Here is an 18,626-nt window from a genome sequence, read left to right as displayed (position 1 = left end):
CCGCGGACTCATCGAGCCGAGGCGACGCGGTCGCGGATTCTTCGGGTTGCGTCGACATGTCGGTGGGTCGCCCGGATTCCCGCGGAGGGGCGGCGGACTCCTCGGACGGCGCCGCGGCGGGCTGCGCACCCCCGAGGCCGGAGTTGCCCGGCACGGGATCGGAGGTCATCGCGCGGGTGACACCTCGGTCGCGACCGTGAGGTCCACCGCGCCGGCGGCTTTACCGTCCAGGGCGAGCAGCAGGTCCGCGAGATACTGCAGGAGAGCGACATCGCGGAGCCGGTCGGCGCCCACACTGTCCTGGATCCGCGGCAACGGCAGCTGGACCACCCCGCTGGCGGCCCGGTAGGACGCGCTGGGATAGATCCGCTTGAGCCGCAGCTGTTTCGAATCGGGCAGCGACAGCGGGGAGATCTTGACCGTGGTGCCGGTGACCGCGATCTCGCTGACCTCGTATTCGCGGGCCAGCAGGCGTAGTTTGGCCACCGAGACCAGCCGGCCCACCTCCACCGGGAGCGGGCCGTACCGGTCGACGAGTTCTTCGACCACCGCGGCCAGCGCCGGATCGTCGTGGGCGGCGGCCAGTTTCCGGTAGGCCTCCAGGCGCAGGCGGTCGCTGGCGACATAGTCGGGCGGGATATGGGCGTCCACCGGGAGGTCGATGCGGACCTCTTTGGTCTCCTCGGTAACGATCGGTTTCCCATCGGCGGCCGCGCGATAGGCCTCCACCGCTTCCCCGACCAGCCGCACGTACAGATCGAATCCCACCCCGGCCACATGCCCGGACTGTTCGGCGCCCAGAACGTTACCGGCGCCGCGGATTTCGAGATCTTTCATGGCCACCGCCATACCGGCGCCGAGATCGGAGTTCTGGGCGATGGTCGCGAGGCGGTCGTAGGCGGTTTCGGTGAGCGGCTTCTCCGCCGGGTACAGGAAGTAGGCGTAGCCACGTTCCCGGCTGCGGCCGACCCGGCCCCGCAACTGGTGCAGCTGCGAAAGCCCGAGCGCGTCGGCGCGTTCCACGATCAGCGTGTTCGCGTTGGAGATGTCGAGCCCGGTCTCGATGATCGTGGTGCATACCAGCACGTCGTATTCGCGCTGCCAGAACCCCTGCACGGTGCGTTCCAGTGTGTCCTCGTTCATCTGCCCGTGCGCCACCACCACGCGGGCTTCGGGGACCAGTTCCCGGATCCGGCGGGCCGCTTTCTCGATCGACGACACCCGGTTGTGCACGTAGAACACCTGGCCGTCGCGCAGCAGTTCGCGGCGGATCGCGGCGGTGACCTGCTTGTCGTTGTAGCCGCCGACGTAGGTCAGGACCGGGTGCCGTTCCTCCGGCGGGGTGAGGATGGTGGACATCTCGCGGATCCCGGCCAGGCTCATCTCCAGGGTGCGCGGGATGGGGGTGGCGGACATGGTCAGCACGTCCACGTGGGTACGCAGCGCCTTGATGTGTTCCTTGTGTTCGACTCCGAAGCGCTGTTCCTCGTCCACGATCACCAGGCCGAGGTTCTTCCAGCGGATCCCGGTCTGCAGCAACCGGTGGGTGCCGACAACGATATCGACCTCCCCTTCGGCCATCCCGGTCATCACTTCCCGCGACTCCGCGGGGTCGGTGAACCGGGAGAGGCCCTTCACGGTGACCGGGAAGCCCGCGAGCCGTTCGGTGAAGGTCTGCAGATGCTGTTGCGCGAGCAGTGTGGTCGGCACCAGGACCACCACCTGTTTGCCGTCCTGCACCGCCTTGAATGCCGCCCGCACCGCGATCTCGGTTTTGCCGTACCCGACGTCACCGCAGACCACGCGGTCCATCGGGACCGCTTTCTCCATATCCGCTTTCACATCCGAGATGGCGGTGAGCTGATCGACGGTTTCGGTGAACGCGAACGCGTCCTCCATCTCCCGCTGCCACGGGGTGTCGGGGCCGAAGGCGTGCCCCGGCGCGGCCTGCCGGGCGGCGTAGAGCTGCACCAGTTCGCCCGCGATCTCCCGGACCGCCTTGCGGGCCCTACGTTTCGTATTCGCCCAGTCGGCACCGCCCAGCTTCGACAGGCTGGGCAGCTCTCCGCCCACATACCTGGACAGCTGGTCCAGCGATTCCATCGGCACGAACAGCCGGTCGCCGGGCTGGCCGCGTTTACTCGGCGCGTATTCGATCACCAGGTATTCGCGCCGGGCACCGCCGACCGTCCGTTCGATCATCTCCACGAACCGGCCGATACCGTGCTGATCGTGCACAACCATATCGCCGGCGTTCAACGCCAGCGGATCGACTTGGTTGCGGCGTTTGGCGGGCAGCCGCTTCCCGTCGCCCGGCGCGGTGACCCGGTTACCGGTGAGATCGGATTCCGCGACCACGACCAGGCCGGCGTCGCCGAAGATCACCCCGTCGTGCAGCGAACCGCACAGCACCCCCACCACGCCCGGCACCGGTTCCTCGCCGGCCGGTAGTTGCGCGGCCGGTACCTCGGCCTCCCCGAGTCGTTCCAGGGTGCGCTGAGCCGTACCGTGCCCGGCCAGCACCACCACCGCACGCCCGCCCGTGGTGACGTGGGCCCGCAGCGAGGCGAAGATCGTCGCCACCAGCTCGTCGGACCCGCGCGCCGTGGGCCCGGCCTGCACCGGCAACTCCACTTCGGCCGGATCGCCCGACGCCAGCGGGCTCAGCGTCCACCAGGGCAGTTCCTGCTGTCGGGCACTGTCCTGGATCTCGGCCAGCGGGCGATACGCCGACGCCGCCAGATCCAGACCGTGCGCGCCCAGCGGCGCGTCACCTCCGAAGGAGGCCGCGGTCCACGACGCCTCCAGGAACTCCTCGCCGGTACGCACGAGATCGGCGGCGCGGGTCCGGACCTTCTCCGGATCGCACACCAGCAGATGGGTGCCGCCGGGCAGTTGCTCGGTGAGCAGGCGCAGCTCACCCGGTTGCAGCACCGGCAGCAGCGCCTCCATCCCCTCGACCGCGATCCCCTCGGCCAGCTTCGCCAGCATCTCCACGAGGGCGGCGTCGGCCGCATTGTCCGCCGCAACGGCCGCTGCCCGCTCCCGCACCGCGCCGGTGAGCAACAGCTCCCGGCAGGGTAGTGCCACCACCGTGGCGAGCGAGGTCTCCCCGAGGGAGCGCTGATCGGCGACCGAGAACGACCGTAGTTCGGTGATCTCGTCACCCCAGAACTCCACCCGCACCGGATGGTCCGCCGTCGGCGGGAACAGATCGAGGATGCCGCCGCGCACCGCGAACTCGCCGCGTTTACCGACCATGTCCACGCGTGTGTAAGCGAATTCGACCAGCCGCGAGACCAATTCGTCGAAATCGGCCTCGGCCCCGATCCGCAGCACGACCGGTTCGATATCCCCCAGCCCGGCCGCCATCGGCTGCATCAGCGACCGCACCGTGGTCACCACGACGCGCAGCGGTTCGGGGAACACCGGATCCGCCCGCCCGTCGCCCGACCACCGCCCCTCATCGAACCGCTGCGCGATGCCGTAATCCTGCGCCAGCCGCCGCAGCACCTCGAGGCGGCGCCCGACGGTATCGGCGCCCGGCGACAGCCGCTCGTGCGGCAAGGTCTCCCAGGAGGGGAACTGGGCGACGGCCCCGCCCAGCATCTCGGTGAGCTCGAGGGTCAGATCATCGGCTTCCCGGCCGGTCGCGGTCACCACGACGACGGGCCGGTCGGCAGCCATGGTCGCCGCGACGAAGGAACGCGCCGCCGCCGGCGCCACCAACTCGACCGACGACTTCCCGAGCATTCCGGAAACGGTCCGCAGTGCGGTATCGGCACCGGCCGCCGCAGCCAGTCCTGCCAGTGGTGGACGTGGGGCAGACATGGGTCGAGTTTATGGCGCGCCGACGTGCGCGAGGTCTCGGGGTTGTCTTTCGTGCGCGCCGATCCGCGGCGAGGTCGAGCCGGGGCTGTACATAGAGGTCAGCGAGGTGGGCCTGCACGCGAGGGCTCGCGACGGTGCTTTCGGCGCGCCACCACGCGGGGTTTCGGCCCCTTGGTCCGTACCTGCAAGGCCTCACCGGACTCGGCATCACCGCTGGGCACGTTTGCGAGCCGGAGCCGCTGGACCGGGATCAGGGGATGTATCTGCGCAACCGGCGGGACGCGAACTCCCGGAAGTAGGACACCTTGTCGTCGGGGACGATGGACGGGAGCAGGAAGTACCAGGCCCGCTCCATTCGCGACGCCATCTGGTCCATCGACTCCGTGCCGACCGCGACGATATGCATTCCCGTGGTGAGCCCGTACAGCAGCAGGCCGATGGTTTCCGGGTCCAGATCCGGCAGCAGATCGCCCTGGGTGATCGCGCGCTCGGCCAGCAGGCGGTAGGTCTCGCCCCAGGTTTTGGCGATGTTCTCACCGTTCGCGCCGCGGTAGTCGCCGATCTGGTGGGTCAGTTTGAGCATCGCGCCCACCATCGGGTCGTTCATCGACAGATCCGCCACCACGTAGGTGATGCCGATCGCCGCTTCCAGCGCCGGCACCCGCGAGTCGAAGAAACCCTGACAGGACGCGACCAGCCGTTCCTGCCCCTGATCGACCACCGCGCGGGCCAGTTCTTCCTTCGACCCGAAATGAAAGTACAAGGCGCCCTTGGTCACATTGGACTGCGCGATGATCTCGCTGAGGCTCGCATTGGCGTAGCCCAAGCGCAGAAAGACATCGGCAGCGCCCGCCAGGACGGAATCGCGGGTGATCTCCGCGCGCGCTTGCCTAGCCATCAGACCCGCCTGTCATCCCAATAACCAGCCATCCTGAAGTAGACCGACATTGTCGAAGTAGACCGACTTACCGCCCGAACAGCACCCAAAGGATGGGTGAACCGTACCATCCGTGTGGGCTACGCCTCTCGATTCGACGACCGTCCGGAGTTCGCGGGCAGTTCATTCGGGGTTATCCGAACTCTGCTGCCCGCCCGGCAAGTTCGCCGGGACAGAGCCGGGGATGGCGGGCCATTCCGAGCTGAGTTGCGGGTCGGCCTCCAGATGACTCAGGCCGTTCCAGCACAGATTGACCAGGTGCGTGGCCACCACCTCTTTGGAGGGACTGCGGACATCCAGCCACCAGGTGGCAGTGGTGGCGACCATCCCGACCAGCGCCTGCGCATACAGGCCGGCCAGACTGGTATCGAACCCGCGGCGTTCGAAATCGCCGCCCAGCAGATGCGCGACCTGATTGACCGCCTCGTTGAGCAGGCTCGAGTAGCGGCCGTCCGTCGACGAGACCGGCTGATCCCGCACCAGGATGCGGAAACCGTCGGTGCGCTGCTCGATATAGGTGAGCAGCGCCAGCGCCACCTGTTCGAGCCGGACCCGGGACCGGTTGTTGGTCAGCGAGGAGGTGATCATGTCGAGCAACATCGACATCTCCCGGTCGACCACCACGGCGTACAGGCCCTCTTTCCCGCCGAAATGCTCGTAGACGACGGGTTTGGAAACCTGGGCGCGCTGGGCGATCTCCTCGATGGAGGTGGCGTCGTAGCCGCGTTCGGCGAACAGCGCGCGCCCGATCTCGATCAATTGCTGCCGCCGCTGGGTACCGGTCATCCGCTGCCGAGCCGGTGGCACCGGCTCGGGTGTCCCTTTCGCCGCCCCACCGGCCGGTGGATCCTCGACCGCTCGCGGCTCTCCCGACGACACGTTCCCGCCTCCCTGGTTACCGGGGGTCGCCGGTACAGCCGGATCCGGACCAGCGACCAAAACCATCGAGATCAACTGTCTCAGACCCGCCACCGCCCGATTCACCCGGGCGGGCCGGGGACGCGCGCACACCGGTGAGACGACCCGGCGGGCCTGTGTGTCGTGTCGCGGTACCCACAGTTCGACGAATAGCGGGGTGGCATGCGATTATCGTTGCCGTGCCTGGGCACAGCGGCGGGTTCACCGACCCACCGATGTGACAGTCCGCCGTAGTGTAATGGCAGCACCTCTGATTTTGGTTCAGATAGTTCAGGTTCGAGTCCTGGCGGCGGAGCAGACAATCCCTGAAGTGGCATGACAACTATTCGAACCGGCGGGTAGGTCCCGAATCCGGTCGAAACCCTGTCGCTCGCAGCGGCGTGGCGCATCGGGCGTGGCGCATCGGGCGAGCCGCGCCGGGCCGCAGGTTGGGCGTAGGTCCACCTCGACCTCGTTATCATCGACCGCGGCTGTCAAGGCTCGCCGGCAGCCCGACCATCTTCTGCCCTTGATTTTCTTCTGCCAAGGAATGCCATGCGCAGGACATTGAAGGCACTTCCCCTGATCGCCGCTGCCGCGCTCGCCACCGCGACCCTCTCCGCCGGCCAGGCATCGGCACAGTCCGATGCGGGGCCCGGCTCGTCGGGATCAGGCTCGTCGGGATCGGGCTCGTCAGGATCAGGCTCGTCAGGATCAGGCTCGTCAGGATCCGGGTCATCGGAGTTCGCCGTGGGGCCGGGCACGTCACTCGGTCTGTGTTCGGTCACGGCGACGGGATACGCGGATGGACAGCCGGTCGCACTCACCGCCGGGCACTGCACGCTCGGACTGTTCGGGGTGATCCGGCTACCGGACGAGGACTGGGCCATGATCCCCCTACTCCCCGGCACCCCGACCCATAACACCCTCCCGAGCGGTGAGCAACTGACCGCCGTAGGTGCACCCAACGGAGCCCTGTGCAGGTGGGGGCAGCGGAGTGGGACGCGCTGCGACGGATACACGGGCATTCGGGTGGGCGACTCCGGCGGACCGGTGTACCGGCCGAACGGCGACGGCACCGCAACCCTCGTCGGCATCACCAGTTCGAATATCCAGTACTCCGGTCTGCCGCCAGGTTTTTCTCTGTCGTGACCGACGCGTACGGCCGATCCATCGACGTCGTGATCGTCGGACCCGGGCCCCGGCAGGGCTGATACGCTCATCCCCCGTGCAGCGCGGCAAGGGGCCGTCGTCGAGTGGGTAATCCTTACCCATGGCGGCCTCTTCGTATGCCCGGGACATTCCTCGCTCGGTCCCGATCCGATTTGGGCAGGTTCGGGTCCTGGCGGCCGGGCAGCTCGCGTGCACGATGACCATCGTCGGCCCGAGGGAGATTCATGCAGGAGCAGACCGCCGTCATCGTGCTAGCCGCAGGTGCCGGTACGAGAATGCGGTCGAAGAAGCCCAAGGTGCTACACCCGCTGGCCGGGCGCAGCATGCTGGCGCACGCGCTGTACGCCGCCCACGCCATCGATCCGCGCCATCTGGTGACGGTGATCGGGCACGACCGGGAACAAGTCGGCGCCGAGGCCGCGGGCGTCGCGCGCGAACTGGACCGCACCGTCGTCCCGGTAGTGCAGGAACAGCAGCTGGGCACCGGGCACGCCGTGCAGAGGGGGCTCACCGGGCTGCCCGCCGATTTCACCGGGGATGTCATCGTGACCTCCGGTGATGTGCCGCTGCTGGACGGCCACACCCTGTCGGCGCTGCTGGACGAGCACCGCAGCTATCCGGAACGGCCCGCCGTCACCGTGCTGACCTTCGTCCCGGACGACCCGAACGGCTACGGGCGGATCGTGCGGGACACCGACGGCGAAGTCGCCGAGATCGTCGAGCACGCCGACGCGACCCCGGAGCAGGCCGCGATCACCGAGGTGAATTCCGGTGTCTATGCCTTCGACGTCTCGGTGCTGCGCACCATGCTCGGCCGGTTGTCCACCGCCAACGCGCAGCACGAGCTCTACCTGACCGATGTGCTGAAACTCGCCCGTGAAGCCGGCTACCCGGTGCAGGGCGCCCGGCTGGTCGATTCGGCGAAGGTCACCGGGGTCAACGACCGGGTGCAGCTGGCCGCCGCTGCCCGCACCCTCAACCGCTACATCCTGGAACGCCATATGCGCGCCGGCGTGACAATCGTCGACCCGGCCACCACCTGGATCGACACCGATGTGCGGATCGGCCGCGATACCGTCGTCCGCCCGGGGGTCCAGTTGCTGGGCACCACGGTGATCGGCGAGGACGCCGAGATCGGGCCGGACACCACACTCACCAATTCCGAGATCGGCGACGGCGCCCGGATCATCCGCACTCACGGCGAAGGCGCGAAAGTCGACGCATATGCGACAGTCGGCCCGTTCAGTTATCTGCGGCCGGGCACGGTACTGGGCGAATCGGGCAAGCTCGGGGCCTTCGTCGAGACCAAGAATGCCGAGATCGGCAAGCACACCAAAGTCCCGCATCTCACCTATGTCGGCGATGCCACCATCGGTGAGTACAGCAACATCGGAGCATCCAGCGTGTTCGTGAACTACGACGGAGTGGGCAAGCATCGCACTGTCGTGGGGTCTCATGCGCGCACCGGCAGCGATACGATGTTCATCGCCCCGGTGACCGTGGGTGACGGCGCCTATACCGGAGCGGGTACTGTGCTGCGGGAAGACGTCCCGCCGGGCGCGTTGGCCGTGTCCGGGGGTACGCAGCGAAATATCGATAACTGGGTGCAGCGGAAACGTCCAGGTACCGCTGCAGCGAATGCGGCGGCGAAGGCACTCGCGGCCGATGAAACACCGGATCGGGCAACAGAGCTTAAGGATGGCAACCAGTAGTGACCGCGTCATGGATCGACAACCAGAAGAACCTGATGCTCTTCGCCGGACGGTCGCACCCAGAACTGGCCGAACAGGTGGCCAAGGAACTAGATGTCCACGTCACCCCGCAGACCGCGCGTGATTTCGCGAACGGGGAGATCTTCGTCCGGTTCGAGGAGTCGGTCCGCGGATCCGACGCCTTCGTGCTGCAGAGTTTCCCTGCGCCGCTGAACCAGTGGCTGATGGAACAGCTGATCATGATCGACGCGCTCAAACGCGGTTCGGCCAAGCGGATCACGGCCATCCTGCCGTTCTACCCCTACGCCCGCCAGGACAAGAAGCACCGCGGCCGCGAGCCGATCTCCGCCCGGTTGGTCGCCGATCTGCTCAAGACCGCGGGCGCCGACCGGATCGTGACGGTCGATCTGCACACCGATCAGATCCAGGGTTTCTTCGACGGCCCGGTCGACCATATGCACGCGCAGCTGCAGCTCGCCGAGTACGTCCGCACCAACTACAGCCTGGACAACATCACCGTGGTGTCCCCCGATTCCGGCCGCGTCCGGGTGGCGGAGAAATGGGCGGATTCGCTGGACGGCGCACCGCTGGCGTTCATCCACAAGACCCGCGATCCGCTGGTCCCGAACCAGGTGAAGTCGAACCGGGTGGTCGGTGCCGTCGAGGGCCGTACCTGCATCCTCATCGACGATATGATCGACACCGGCGGCACGATCGCCGGTGCGGTGAACGTCCTGCGTGAGGCCGGTGCCGGCGATGTGGTGATCGCGGCGACGCACGGCGTGCTGAGCGCCCCGGCCGCCGAGCGTCTCGCCTCCTGCGGCGCCCGGGAGGTTGTGGTGACCAATACGCTCCCGATCACCGAGGACAAGAAGTTCCCGCAGCTCACGGTGCTCTCCATTGCCCCGCTGCTGGCCCGGACGATCCGCGAGGTGTTCGAGAACGGTTCGGTGACCGGACTGTTCAACGGCAACGCCTGACCTACTGCTCGAGCGGCCCCCGGACCTGCTGGTCCGGGGGCCGCTGTGTTTCCCGGATGACCCGCACGGTGTACGCCGGATGGCTCGCCACGGCGTGTTCCGGATGGCTCGCCACGGCGTGTTCCGGATGGCTCGCCACGATGTGTTCCGGATGGCTCGCCATCGCTGGTCGCGGTCCCTCGACGGGACCCCGCGGCGGCGCATACTGGATGGTATGGACCGCGAACCACGAGAGCCCGATATGGGCGACGACGACCAAGAAGACGAGGTCCGCGCCTACGAACGCTATATCGAGGACCCGCCGAAGGACCTGCGGATCCGTAACCGGGAAGGTGATAACGACGGCCGGCTCGGGATAAAGGAGTCGCTGGAACAGGACCCGGACCGCCGCGACCGGGCCGAGGAGGACAACCGCCCTGCCGAAGCCGCCGCCATCCACATCGAGAACGAACCGGACAGCTGACAGCACGCTCGTCCCACCGCGGTACCGACTACGAGACCTCGACGATCCGACCGAGGAGACGTGATGAGCACACCGCAGGACCCGCGAAACTCCGGTGAGACGCCGCGACACCACGGCGAGACGCCGGAACCGCACGGCGAAACGCCGGCGGGCAACACCACCGAGGGCGGTGGAGCCGGGCCCCACGAACCGGCGTCCGGCGGGCAGCCACCACACACTCCGGAGGAACCGTTCGTCGCCCCCGGCGCTCCGCAGCCGCCGGACGATACCCAGACCCCGGACCGTGCCCCACGTCCCCCGGATGAATCCGCCGCTGCCGGTGCGCCGCAACCGCCATCGCATCCCGAACGCGGCGCCGACGAACCGGGGTACACCGGGACGCCGCAATCGTCCGGTGGCCCCACGCCCGGCAGTTCCGACGACCCGCCCACCGAATACCTCCCGAAACTGCTGCACCGGGATACCGGCGCGAGCCGTTCCGGAGACACCGGCCGCCCCTCCGCAGGCCCGGAACCGGGGCAGGTGGGTAGTCCGGCGGACGACCACCCCACACACCTGATACCGAAGCAACCCGGAGAACCGGGCGACGCCGGGACCGGCGCACCGCAGTTGGACAAGGGGACCACGGCCTACACCCACGGCTGGCAGCCCGGCGCACCGGAACAGCCCTCGGGTGACTATCCGGCCGGCGAGGTCCCCCCGCAGGCGTGGTCGGCGCGACCCGAGGAACAGTCGCCGGGGCAGGCGTGGCAGCCGCAGTCGCCCGGACAGCAGCCCGGATACCCGCAGGGCGGCACGCCCTATCCCCCGGCCGGCGGCTACGGCGGCCCACCCGGTGGACCGGCGGAACAGACCGGCTGGGGCGCTCCCGGCGCTCAATCCGGCTGGGGAGCACCGGGCGGGCAACCGTCCTGGGGTGCACCGGGCGGACAACCGGGCTGGGGTGGCACTCCGGCCGGTCAACCCGATCAGAGCGGGCAACAACCGCCCGGCGGCTATCCGGCCTACCCGCAGCAGCAGCAGTACCAGCCCTACGGTGCCACCCAGCAGCCGGAGCGCTCCGGACCACAGGTGCTGTCCATCATCGGCTTCGTCTGCGCCGCGGTCTCCCTGCTCTTCTGCCCCCTCGTTTTCGGTGTGGCGGGCATCATCCTCGGCGTGGTCGGGCATATCCGCGGCGAATCACTCGGAAAGTGGGCCGCGATCGCGGCCGCCGTCTGCCTCGTCATCGGCATAGTCCTGGTATTCGCCATCTCCGGTATGGATATGGTGCCCATCGAATCCATGAGTTAGCACCGCCGGCGAGCCGGCCTCTGTTCGATTCGGTCGCGGATATCACGGTCCATGTCTTCGGCGGTCCGCGGGCGGTCGCCGCGGAACACAGGTAACGACGTGACCGGCGCCGGATATTGTCGACACATGCCGATCGAAGGCCGGCTCTGTCCCGCACCGGTGTCCGCCGGCCGGCGGAGCGGGTAGATGTCGCAGCGCGAACTCGTCGTGCTCGGGACCGCGAGCCAGGTACCGACCGCCCAGCGCAACCACAACGGTTATGTCCTGCGGTGGGGCGGCGAGGCGATCCTGTTCGACCCCGGTGAGGGCACGCAACGGCAGATGATCCACGCCGGTATCTCCGCCACCGACCTGACCCGGGTCGCGATCACCCACTTCCACGGCGACCACAGTCTCGGGCTGGCCGGGGTCGTGCAGCGCATCAACCTGGATCGCGTGCCGCACCCGGTCGACGCCTACTACCCGGCGTCGGGTCAGCGTTACTTCGACAACCTGTGTGATGCCACCGCCTACCACCGCACCGTCGAACTCCGCACCCACCCGATCACCGGGCCGGGCCGGCTCCCGGCACCCGGCGCACTGTTCCAGCTCACCACCGCCCGGCTCGACCACCCGGTCGAAGCATTCGGGTACCGGATCACCGAACCCGACTACCCCGCGATACTCCCGGACCGGCTCGCCGAGCTGGGCCTGTCCGGACCGCTGGTCGGCCGCCTGCAGCGGGAAGGCGAAATCCCTTGGCAGGGCGGCACAGTGCGGCTCGAGGATGTGAGCACCGTCCGGCGCGGGCAGAGTTTCGCCTTCGTCATGGACACCCGTCGCTGCGCCGGCGCCCGTGAACTGGCGGCCGGAGTCGACATGCTGGTCATCGAGGCCACCTTCGCCGACGCCGACGCCCACCTCGCCGAAGAACACGGTCATCTCACCGCCGGCCAGGCCGCCCGCATCGCCGCCGAAGCGGGCGCCCACACCCTGGTCCTCACCCATTTCTCCCAGCGCTACCGCACCCTCGACACCCATTTCGCCGAGGCACAACGAGAGTTCGGCGGGAACGTGGTCATCGCGTCCGACCTGGCCCGTATCCCGCTACCGCCCCGCCGGTGACCCCGCACGACTCGTCGGCACACCCCACCGCGACAGGATGCACGCGCCCGGCCGGAGCGGAGCCCATTAGGCTGACGGCGCAATGTCCGGCGAGCGGGAGCACAGGAATTGAGCACTTATCCGGGCGGGTATCCGCCGCCACAGAACCCGGGACCGAACCGCAAACTTCTCGTCGTACTCACGCCGATCCTGGTGTTACTGGTGGCCGCTGCCGCGATAGGTGTCGGATTGCTGGTTCGGAGTACCGCGGCGGAAGAAATCGCGGGCACTGCGACAGCGGCAGGCAGCGACTCCACTCCCGGGCAGGTCCTCGACAACGGGGCGGTCCGAATCGGTGAGCCGGACGCAGCGGTGACCGTCCGGGTCGTGCTGGATCTCCAGTGTCCCTTCTGCAAAGCATTCGAGGAAGCCAACGGCGCGGTCTTGGAAGGCGCCGTGCGCGACGGCACCGCCGCGGTCGAATACAGCGTCATCTCGTTTCTCGATCGCGCGAGCACCACCGAATACTCGTCACGAGCCGGCAACGCGTCGTTCTGCGTCGCGAACACCGGCCTGGACAACTACCAGGCCTGGCTGTCCGAAATGTTCACCCGGCAGCCCGAGGAGGGCGGCGACGGCCTGCCCGACAGCGACCTGATCGATATCGCCGAATCGAACGGTTACACCGATCCCGCTGTGGCCGAATGCATTACCGACCGCCAGTACGACAGCTACTTGCGCACGAAAACCGACGAGGTACTCGACTCAGGCGTCAACGGCACCCCCGCCGTATTCGTCAACGGCGAGGAAGTCACCGACTCCGGCGCCCTCTTGGACAAGGACGGCCTCGCCCCCTTCATCGAGAGCGCGCGCTGACGCGGGGTCGCCGCTACCTCGCATTCGTTCGAAGGAGCTCGAGCGCCGGTCCGACGCCCCCTCAGCGCGAGCCGCGCCCGTGACGGGATACGGCCGGCCCGTGTTCGAAGATTGCGACAGGCGGCGGACCAGCGGTCAGGAATTGACCGGATGCCCTGCCATGCTCGCCGCATGACCACATCACCTCTGATTCAGTCCGGCTCCGATCTCGGCAGCGGGTACGGCAGCCTCAATGCATTCGCCGCGGTCAAGGGGCCGGGTGGCGCGCGGGCGTTCATCGAGTTCCTCGGCGAGGTCTTCGACGGGCGCGAGACTCCGGAGGCGCACGCGGACGATACCGACGGCCTGCTGATCCACGCCGAGGTGCGGATCGGGGATTCGTGCCTGATGGTGGTGGATTCCAAGCCCGACTGGGTGTTCACACCGGCGCTGCTGCAGGTCAATGTCACCGATTGCGACGAGGTGCTCCGGCGCGCCGCGGCTCGTGGGGCTCGAATCATCACCGAAACCACTCCGTTCTACGGTGCGTCGTCGCTGGCGCGATTCGTCGATCCCTGGAGCAATGTGTGGTGGTTGTTCGGCCCCGCGATCGAGGGTGCTCCCGAACCGTCCTGGGACCCCGAGGCGGAGGCCGAGGAGTCGATGATCCACGCGACCATCTGTCAGGCGATGCGTGAGTTGCGCCCGCCCCGGTAGCGGTCCCGGCTAGACCGAAACGCCTGCGGGGGAGGATGATTCGCTGTCGAACACCTCACAGTTCGCGAGTACCTCGTCCATATGGGCTTCGGCCCATATCTTGATACCGCGCACGACTTGGTGCAGCGAGAGGCCCAGGTCGGTCAGTTCGTAGGTGACGGTGACCGGCACCGTAGGCGTCACCGTGCGGGTCACCAGGCCGTCGCGTTCGAGAGAGCGCAGCGTCTGGGTGAGCATCTTCTGACTGACTCCGGCGAGCCGCCGGGACAGTTCGGAGTAGCGCGCACTGGTCCGCGACGGCGGTGTCTTCGTCGGCGTCCGGCCGGGAGCGGAACCACCGGCCGAGCGTGGTGTCACCACGTATGCGGTCTCGGTCCGGCCCGACGGCGCCCGCCTCGCCGAGCTGCTGGCCGACACCGTGACCCGCCGGCTCCCGGCCCGCGTGCACGCGGTCGTCCCGCTGGATCAGATCGCCGACGCGCACCGGGCAGTAGCGAAGGGCGGTGCGCGCGGCCGGTACGTCCTCCGACCCTGAAGTGCCGCGTATTCCGAAGTGCGGCTACGAAGCCGCCGGGCGACAACACGATTCGGATATCCGAGCTTTCACCGAGTTCGAGAGGACACCCACGCGAGAGCCCGCTCGGCTCCCGGTTTGTATCTATCGGGAACTTCGGGTAGACGCTGGGCTATCACATCAGCTTCGACAAGGCCCGCGTCCAGCAGTGCCAGCACAAAGTTCTGGTCCTTCTCACGGAAGGCGCAGAGTTTCGCGACGCAGAGATCTTCCTTGTCCAGGCACCAGCCGGTGAACCGAGGATCGCCGGAGGGCGCTGCCGTATTTGCGTTCTGAACTTTGACCAACCGGTCGCGCCACCCGTCCGGAAGCGCCGAGGTCTCCATATCGACTCCATCGATACTGAAGCCGTGCAGGTCCTCGAAGGGCGAGAACTCGCCCGCGACCCCTTCTATGAGGTCCGCCAGACGTGCCGTCTCTTCATTACTGTCAGCTATCGGCAGAATATCGATTTCGAGGGACATCGTGGCATCCGCGGGGAGCTCATGCTCGCTGAAAGTGCCGAGGATCGACTGGGAGCCGACCACGATGACCTCGGAGTCGCCGATTATCTGACATGCAGTCCGGATCGCGTGTTCCAGCTGGGCGCGGCGCATCAGCCTGCCTTGCGCAGCACGGCAGCGCGCTCGTCCTGCGCGAGTATCCCTCCGAAGGGAGAAACCTCGCGCATCTCGATTGATTCGCGATCCAGACCGGTCAACGCCCGATGCAGATGCGGCAGATCGCTGCGTGCGATCAGCGAACTCCAGCGGTCGAGGTTGCGAAGATGCGGTTGACCGGTCACCCCTTCACGCAACCGCCGCAAGTTGCGCTCGACCTGTGGCCGCCATGACTCCAGTGACGATCGGGTCAAGTGCCTCGAGAGCCGGCGATGTAGCAGCCAGGAGCGTTCCTCGGAACGAGTGAGTTCAGCGGCGACAGAACGCCGGACGACCTCGAGTCGATAACCCATACACGACAGCAGCCTGTCGAGTTGTTCGTCACTCAGATTAGTTCTGTCCGAAAGGAATTGACTGATACTGGATTGACGAACACCGCTTACCCGAGACAATTCGGACTGACTCGTGCCCGTGTCGACCATCGCTTCCTGCAATATGGCACTCCGGCTGAACATAACCGAACTATAGCAAATTTTGCTATAGTTATCACCCGACCTCGGACGTTCGCTACGTCGCAAAAGTCGCGACAGACGACCAGAGCAGGGGCGAATACTCGACCGCGCCGGTGGCACGCCAGAGACGTAACCGGTCGCGTTGCCAGGCGGTGAGGGCGGGGATCGGGTCGGCCGTGTCGTGGGCGGCGTCTACGGCGCAGACCGCTTCCTGGAGTGGGGTGGCTTCGGGGGCGGGGCCGAAGCGCTGGAAGGCGAGGTCGGTCGGGAGGGGCCAGCGGGTGGCGGTGACCAGTTCCGCGCCGCCGGTGACCATGGCGGCTATCAGTCCGAGGGCTTCGGTGAAGCGGAGATCGCCGCCGCTTTCGCAGGCGATCAGGGCGACCCGGCTGGGGATCGGCCAGAGGTCGTTTCCGGCGACCGGTTCCGGGTCCAGGGTGTGCGTGCCCAGCAGGAGGTCCTTGGCGGAGAGGGGGCGGTGATCGCGTTGCGGGGCCGCGAAACCCACTGTGCCGGCGGTGCAGGCCAGGTGCAGTTCGGTGTTCTCGCTCTGCCCGGATTCCGGTGGAGCCGCCGTGACGTGGCCGACGTAGATGAGCCGGGAGGCTCCGGCGCGCAGCGTCCGGGACAGCCAGTCGCGGTCGAGGTCGGTGCGGCGGAAAACGGCGGCCGGTTCGGCGGCCTGTGGACGGAGACGGCCGGTCGCGAGATGGGTGGCGATACGTTCGGTGAGCCGGGTCGGCCGGTCCATCCGGCCCAGCACCGAGCCCAGGGCGGAATCGGCCCGGAAACCCGGAATCCGAGGGTCCAGGATCGCGACCACCGGCCGGTCCCGGGACGTGGACCACGATCGGGGGACGCGGGTGGGTGCGTGCACGATGCCTGCCGGGGTCAGCAGGCTGATGTCGGCGATATCGATCAGGCGCACTTCCGGCGCCGGGGCGATGATCTCCCACGGCACCTGCGCCACCCGGGGTGACGGCTGCAATCGGATATGCGGGCGGACACCGCGCTGGAACAAGTCGTGTAGTTGTGCGGCGAGGCCGTGGGGCAGCAGGGCGCGGGAAAGGGTGCGGGCCAGCAGGTATTCGGTGTCGGGCGCGGCGAAGGCCGCGGTGGTGAGGGCCTTTTCAAGGCCGCCGGCAACCTCGGGGGCCGGTAGTGCGGCGGTCAGGTCGCGGATGGCTGCATCGATATCGTCGCCGGGTAGTACGGTCACTCCCGGTTGCGCGGAACCGTCCAGCCATCGCCAGGACACATAGACATCGCCGGCATCGGCCATCCGGACCACCACGGTCGGCTGATCGGCCAACCTTCCACCGCTACTCGCCGTATCGCACGGGCCGTTCACACTGTCACCTCCGACCCAGACGCGCTCACGGTGCACCCCTCAGGCATGCGCGAGACCGGCAGCCCGTCAACATACTGACCGCGGAGACCGGAGCGCAGGCGAAAGTATCGCACTCCTGCCTCCGGGCATGACTCGCTCATGCCGGGATCACCCGATCCTCTCGGAACCTGCCCTGGTAGCGGTGCTCGGCAACCGCGATGTACTCGGCGAGAGCAATCCTGGCGCCGGGTTCCACTGCGAGCCGGGGTGGCGGCGCTACCGGTAGTCCCGCGGCGGCGGCGACCTGGGCCAGCGCGGCGCCCAGCTGCAGGGGCCCGGGCAGATCCGAGGTAGCGGGCGGGTTCGGGATGTCCAGCGGGAACTGCGGTCGCGCACTGGGTTGCGCCCGGTTCATATCCAAAGTGGTCCCCGCACAGCGTGTTTCGATCAGATCGGCGAGTAGTAGACCGTCCTGGCAGAGGTACGCGAAACGGAATGCCAGCCGTATTGCGGGTTCCGCGACCTCCCGGTTCCACTGTTCGCGCTGGCTGCCGTTCGGCAGCGTGTACCGCACCGCGTCGATGGCGATCGCCGCCGGGACGGCCAGTGCCCGGCCGAGCGCCGCCAATTCCGGGGGCGGCGAATCCATATCGTCGATCACCATCTCCAGGAGCACCGCGTGCCAGTAGTCGAGTTTGGCGCATTCAGCGCCGAGACCGCGCTCCGCGTACGTGGTGAACGCCTCGTTCAGCAACTGCTGCCCGGCACCGACCCGGCCGCACGCATACTCGACGGTCGCGAGCCGGCATTGCAGTGCCGCGACATCCAGCACCGCCCCGGACTCTTCGAAATAGCCGAGACTCCGCCGGTACCACTCCTGCGCCCGATCGACCTCGCCGCGGCGTTCGGCCAGGAAACCGCGGATCTTCCACCCGACCCCCGCCCGGTATCCGAGTCCGGCGCGCTCGTAGTACTGCTGGCTGGCGTCCACCAGTTCCTCGGCCTCGTCCAGACGTTCCAGCCGGCTGAAGATCTGGGCCAGGTTCTGCTGGGTGTCGGCGACCGCGTTCCGGTCGCCGGCCGCGGTGAACGCCGCCAGCGCCTGGTGCGCGAAATCGATGCCGAGATCGCGGTGTCCGGTCTCGAAATAGGCGCCGGCCAGGTTCATCAGCGGGTGGCCGGCGAGCTGCGGGGCGAACTGCAGTGCCGCGTTGAGTGATTCGGTCCCGATCTCGATCACCCGGCTCCACTCGGCGCGATGGGTTGCGACGGCGGTCAGCGAGAGGAGACAAGAGACCCGCAGGACGCCGAGATCGTCGGTATCGGCAAGCAGGTCGCGGGCCTCCTCCAGCGCCGCCTGGGCGTCATCGAGGGCACCCAGATGCTGCAGAGCTTGCGAATAGTTGATCAGCGCCGAGACCCGTTTCTCGACGGCGCCATCCGGGATCTCGGCGAGCGCGATGTGGTATCGGGTCGCGGCGCCCTCGTGGTCGCCGAGTTCGTCGTACATGCTTGCGGCATTGATCAGCGCGCTGGTCCGCACACCGTCGGTGGTAGTTCGTACCGCGTGCTCGAAGATCCGCAGCGCCTCGGCCACTTCACCACGCTGGTACGCGGCGGCGCCCTCGTACAGCAGTTCCAGGCCGGGCGGATTGTCCGGGTCGCTCATC

Annotated in this window: 16 protein-coding genes, 1 tRNA gene and 1 pseudogene; 9 read left to right on the top strand and 9 right to left on the bottom strand. The window is 67.7% G+C overall.

Annotation, left to right across the window (positions count from 1 at the left end):
* Positions 1-165 precede the first annotated feature (165 nt).
* The 3 genes from mfd to ACIA75_RS28245 form a co-directional block, all read right to left on the bottom strand.
* Positions 166-3,831 carry a transcription-repair coupling factor gene (mfd, locus tag ACIA75_RS28255; RefSeq protein ID WP_397109290.1) on the bottom strand — a complete coding sequence of 1,222 codons (3,666 nt, stop codon included), beginning with the start codon at positions 3,829-3,831 and terminating at the stop codon, positions 166-168.
* Between the two features lie 250 nt (positions 3,832-4,081).
* The gene (locus ACIA75_RS28250) at positions 4,082-4,729 is read right to left on the bottom strand and encodes a TetR family transcriptional regulator (protein ID WP_397109288.1); all 648 of its coding nucleotides are present in this window, start codon (positions 4,727-4,729) and stop codon (positions 4,082-4,084) included.
* Between the two features lie 162 nt (positions 4,730-4,891).
* Positions 4,892-5,554 carry a TetR/AcrR family transcriptional regulator gene (locus ACIA75_RS28245; protein ID WP_397110297.1) on the bottom strand — a complete coding sequence of 221 codons (663 nt, stop codon included), beginning with the start codon at positions 5,552-5,554 and terminating at the stop codon, positions 4,892-4,894.
* A 356-nt stretch (positions 5,555-5,910) separates the two neighbouring features.
* Here ACIA75_RS28245 and ACIA75_RS28240 point away from each other — a divergent pair.
* The 3 genes from ACIA75_RS28240 (at position 5,911) to ACIA75_RS28230 (ending at position 9,530) form a co-directional block, all read left to right on the top strand.
* A tRNA-Gln gene (locus tag ACIA75_RS28240) sits at positions 5,911-5,981 on the top strand.
* Positions 5,982-7,062: 1,081 nt separating this feature from the next.
* Positions 7,063-8,550: a bifunctional UDP-N-acetylglucosamine diphosphorylase/glucosamine-1-phosphate N-acetyltransferase GlmU gene (gene glmU, locus ACIA75_RS28235; protein WP_397109286.1), complete on the top strand. Its 1,488-nt coding sequence runs from the start codon at positions 7,063-7,065 to the stop codon at positions 8,548-8,550.
* Entirely contained in the window at positions 8,550-9,530 is a 981-nt protein-coding gene (locus ACIA75_RS28230) for a ribose-phosphate diphosphokinase (protein WP_397109283.1), read from the top strand. The genes glmU and ACIA75_RS28230 overlap by 1 nt, the downstream gene beginning before the upstream one ends.
* 1 nt (position 9,531) lies before the next feature.
* On the opposite strand, the gene ACIA75_RS28225 is transcribed toward ACIA75_RS28230, so the two are convergent.
* On the bottom strand, positions 9,532-9,693 hold the full coding sequence (locus ACIA75_RS28225; protein WP_397109281.1) for a hypothetical protein: 162 nt from the start codon (positions 9,691-9,693) through the stop codon (positions 9,532-9,534).
* A gap of 51 nt (positions 9,694-9,744) precedes the next feature.
* On the opposite strand from ACIA75_RS28225, the gene ACIA75_RS28220 reads away from it, so the two are divergent.
* The 5 genes from ACIA75_RS28220 (at position 9,745) to ACIA75_RS28200 (ending at position 13,941) form a co-directional block, all read left to right on the top strand.
* Positions 9,745-9,993 carry a hypothetical protein gene (locus ACIA75_RS28220; RefSeq protein ID WP_397109279.1) on the top strand — a complete coding sequence of 83 codons (249 nt, stop codon included), beginning with the start codon at positions 9,745-9,747 and terminating at the stop codon, positions 9,991-9,993.
* 63 nt (positions 9,994-10,056) lie between these two features.
* Positions 10,057-11,286, top strand: coding sequence for a hypothetical protein (locus ACIA75_RS28215; protein ID WP_397109277.1), 1,230 nt, complete (start codon positions 10,057-10,059; stop codon positions 11,284-11,286).
* A gap of 186 nt (positions 11,287-11,472) precedes the next feature.
* A complete protein-coding gene (locus ACIA75_RS28210; protein ID WP_397109275.1) occupies positions 11,473-12,390 on the top strand; it encodes a ribonuclease Z in 918 nt (305 codons plus the stop codon).
* A gap of 108 nt (positions 12,391-12,498) precedes the next feature.
* Positions 12,499-13,245, top strand: a complete 747-nt coding sequence (locus tag ACIA75_RS28205) for a DsbA family protein (protein WP_397109273.1) — start codon at positions 12,499-12,501, stop codon at positions 13,243-13,245.
* A 171-nt stretch (positions 13,246-13,416) separates the two neighbouring features.
* Positions 13,417-13,941 (top strand): bleomycin resistance protein, encoded by a 525-nt coding sequence (locus ACIA75_RS28200; RefSeq protein ID WP_397109271.1) that lies wholly within the window; start codon positions 13,417-13,419, stop codon positions 13,939-13,941.
* Between the two features lie 9 nt (positions 13,942-13,950).
* On the opposite strand, the gene ACIA75_RS28195 is transcribed toward ACIA75_RS28200, so the two are convergent.
* The gene (locus tag ACIA75_RS28195) at positions 13,951-14,358 is read right to left on the bottom strand and encodes a winged helix-turn-helix transcriptional regulator (protein WP_397109268.1); all 408 of its coding nucleotides are present in this window, start codon (positions 14,356-14,358) and stop codon (positions 13,951-13,953) included.
* On the opposite strand from ACIA75_RS28195, the pseudogene ACIA75_RS28190 reads away from it, so the two are divergent.
* Positions 14,291-14,476, top strand: a pseudogene (locus ACIA75_RS28190) (zinc-binding dehydrogenase); the annotation flags it as partial. The gene ACIA75_RS28195 and the pseudogene ACIA75_RS28190 sit on opposite strands and share 68 nt — an antisense overlap.
* Before the next feature lie 68 nt (positions 14,477-14,544).
* Here ACIA75_RS28190 and ACIA75_RS28185 read toward each other — a convergent pair.
* The 4 genes from ACIA75_RS28185 to ACIA75_RS28170 all read right to left on the bottom strand — a co-directional run bounded on the left by ACIA75_RS28185 (position 14,545) and on the right by ACIA75_RS28170 (position 18,625).
* Positions 14,545-15,111: a DUF6036 family nucleotidyltransferase gene (locus tag ACIA75_RS28185; RefSeq protein ID WP_397109266.1), complete on the bottom strand. Its 567-nt coding sequence runs from the start codon at positions 15,109-15,111 to the stop codon at positions 14,545-14,547.
* Positions 15,111-15,629 (bottom strand): helix-turn-helix domain-containing protein, encoded by a 519-nt coding sequence (locus ACIA75_RS28180; protein WP_397109264.1) that lies wholly within the window; start codon positions 15,627-15,629, stop codon positions 15,111-15,113. The genes ACIA75_RS28185 and ACIA75_RS28180 overlap by 1 nt, the downstream gene beginning before the upstream one ends.
* Positions 15,630-15,681: 52 nt before the next feature.
* Positions 15,682-16,908, bottom strand: a complete 1,227-nt coding sequence (locus tag ACIA75_RS28175) for a CHAT domain-containing protein (protein ID WP_397110295.1) — start codon at positions 16,906-16,908, stop codon at positions 15,682-15,684.
* 205 nt (positions 16,909-17,113) lie between these two features.
* Positions 17,114-18,625 carry a tetratricopeptide repeat protein gene (locus ACIA75_RS28170; protein WP_397109262.1) on the bottom strand — a complete coding sequence of 504 codons (1,512 nt, stop codon included), beginning with the start codon at positions 18,623-18,625 and terminating at the stop codon, positions 17,114-17,116.
* Position 18,626: the final 1 nt, after the last annotated feature.

The sequence above is a fragment of the Nocardia sp. NPDC051750 genome (assembly GCF_044453135.1).
Taxonomy (GTDB): domain Bacteria; phylum Actinomycetota; class Actinomycetes; order Mycobacteriales; family Mycobacteriaceae; genus Nocardia.
This window is presented reverse-complemented; position numbering and strand designations above follow the sequence as displayed.

Coding starts and splice junctions, on each gene's coding strand:
- mfd (WP_397109290.1), bottom strand. CDS start 3,831: ATGTCTGCCCCACGTCCACCACTGGCAGGACTGGCTGCGGCGGCCGGT.
- ACIA75_RS28250 (WP_397109288.1), bottom strand. CDS start 4,729: ATGGCTAGGCAAGCGCGCGCGGAGATCACCCGCGATTCCGTCCTGGCG.
- ACIA75_RS28245 (WP_397110297.1), bottom strand. CDS start 5,554: ATGACCGGTACCCAGCGGCGGCAGCAATTGATCGAGATCGGGCGCGCG.
- glmU (WP_397109286.1), top strand. CDS start 7,063: ATGCAGGAGCAGACCGCCGTCATCGTGCTAGCCGCAGGTGCCGGTACG.
- ACIA75_RS28225 (WP_397109281.1), bottom strand. CDS start 9,693: ATGGCGAGCCATCCGGAACACATCGTGGCGAGCCATCCGGAACACGCC.
- ACIA75_RS28220 (WP_397109279.1), top strand. CDS start 9,745: ATGGACCGCGAACCACGAGAGCCCGATATGGGCGACGACGACCAAGAA.
- ACIA75_RS28215 (WP_397109277.1), top strand. CDS start 10,057: ATGAGCACACCGCAGGACCCGCGAAACTCCGGTGAGACGCCGCGACAC.
- ACIA75_RS28210 (WP_397109275.1), top strand. CDS start 11,473: ATGTCGCAGCGCGAACTCGTCGTGCTCGGGACCGCGAGCCAGGTACCG.
- ACIA75_RS28200 (WP_397109271.1), top strand. CDS start 13,417: ATGACCACATCACCTCTGATTCAGTCCGGCTCCGATCTCGGCAGCGGG.
- ACIA75_RS28185 (WP_397109266.1), bottom strand. CDS start 15,111: ATGCGCCGCGCCCAGCTGGAACACGCGATCCGGACTGCATGTCAGATA.
- ACIA75_RS28180 (WP_397109264.1), bottom strand. CDS start 15,629: ATGTTCAGCCGGAGTGCCATATTGCAGGAAGCGATGGTCGACACGGGC.
- ACIA75_RS28175 (WP_397110295.1), bottom strand. CDS start 16,908: ATGGCCGATGCCGGCGATGTCTATGTGTCCTGGCGATGGCTGGACGGT.
- ACIA75_RS28170 (WP_397109262.1), bottom strand. CDS start 18,625: ATGAGCGACCCGGACAATCCGCCCGGCCTGGAACTGCTGTACGAGGGC.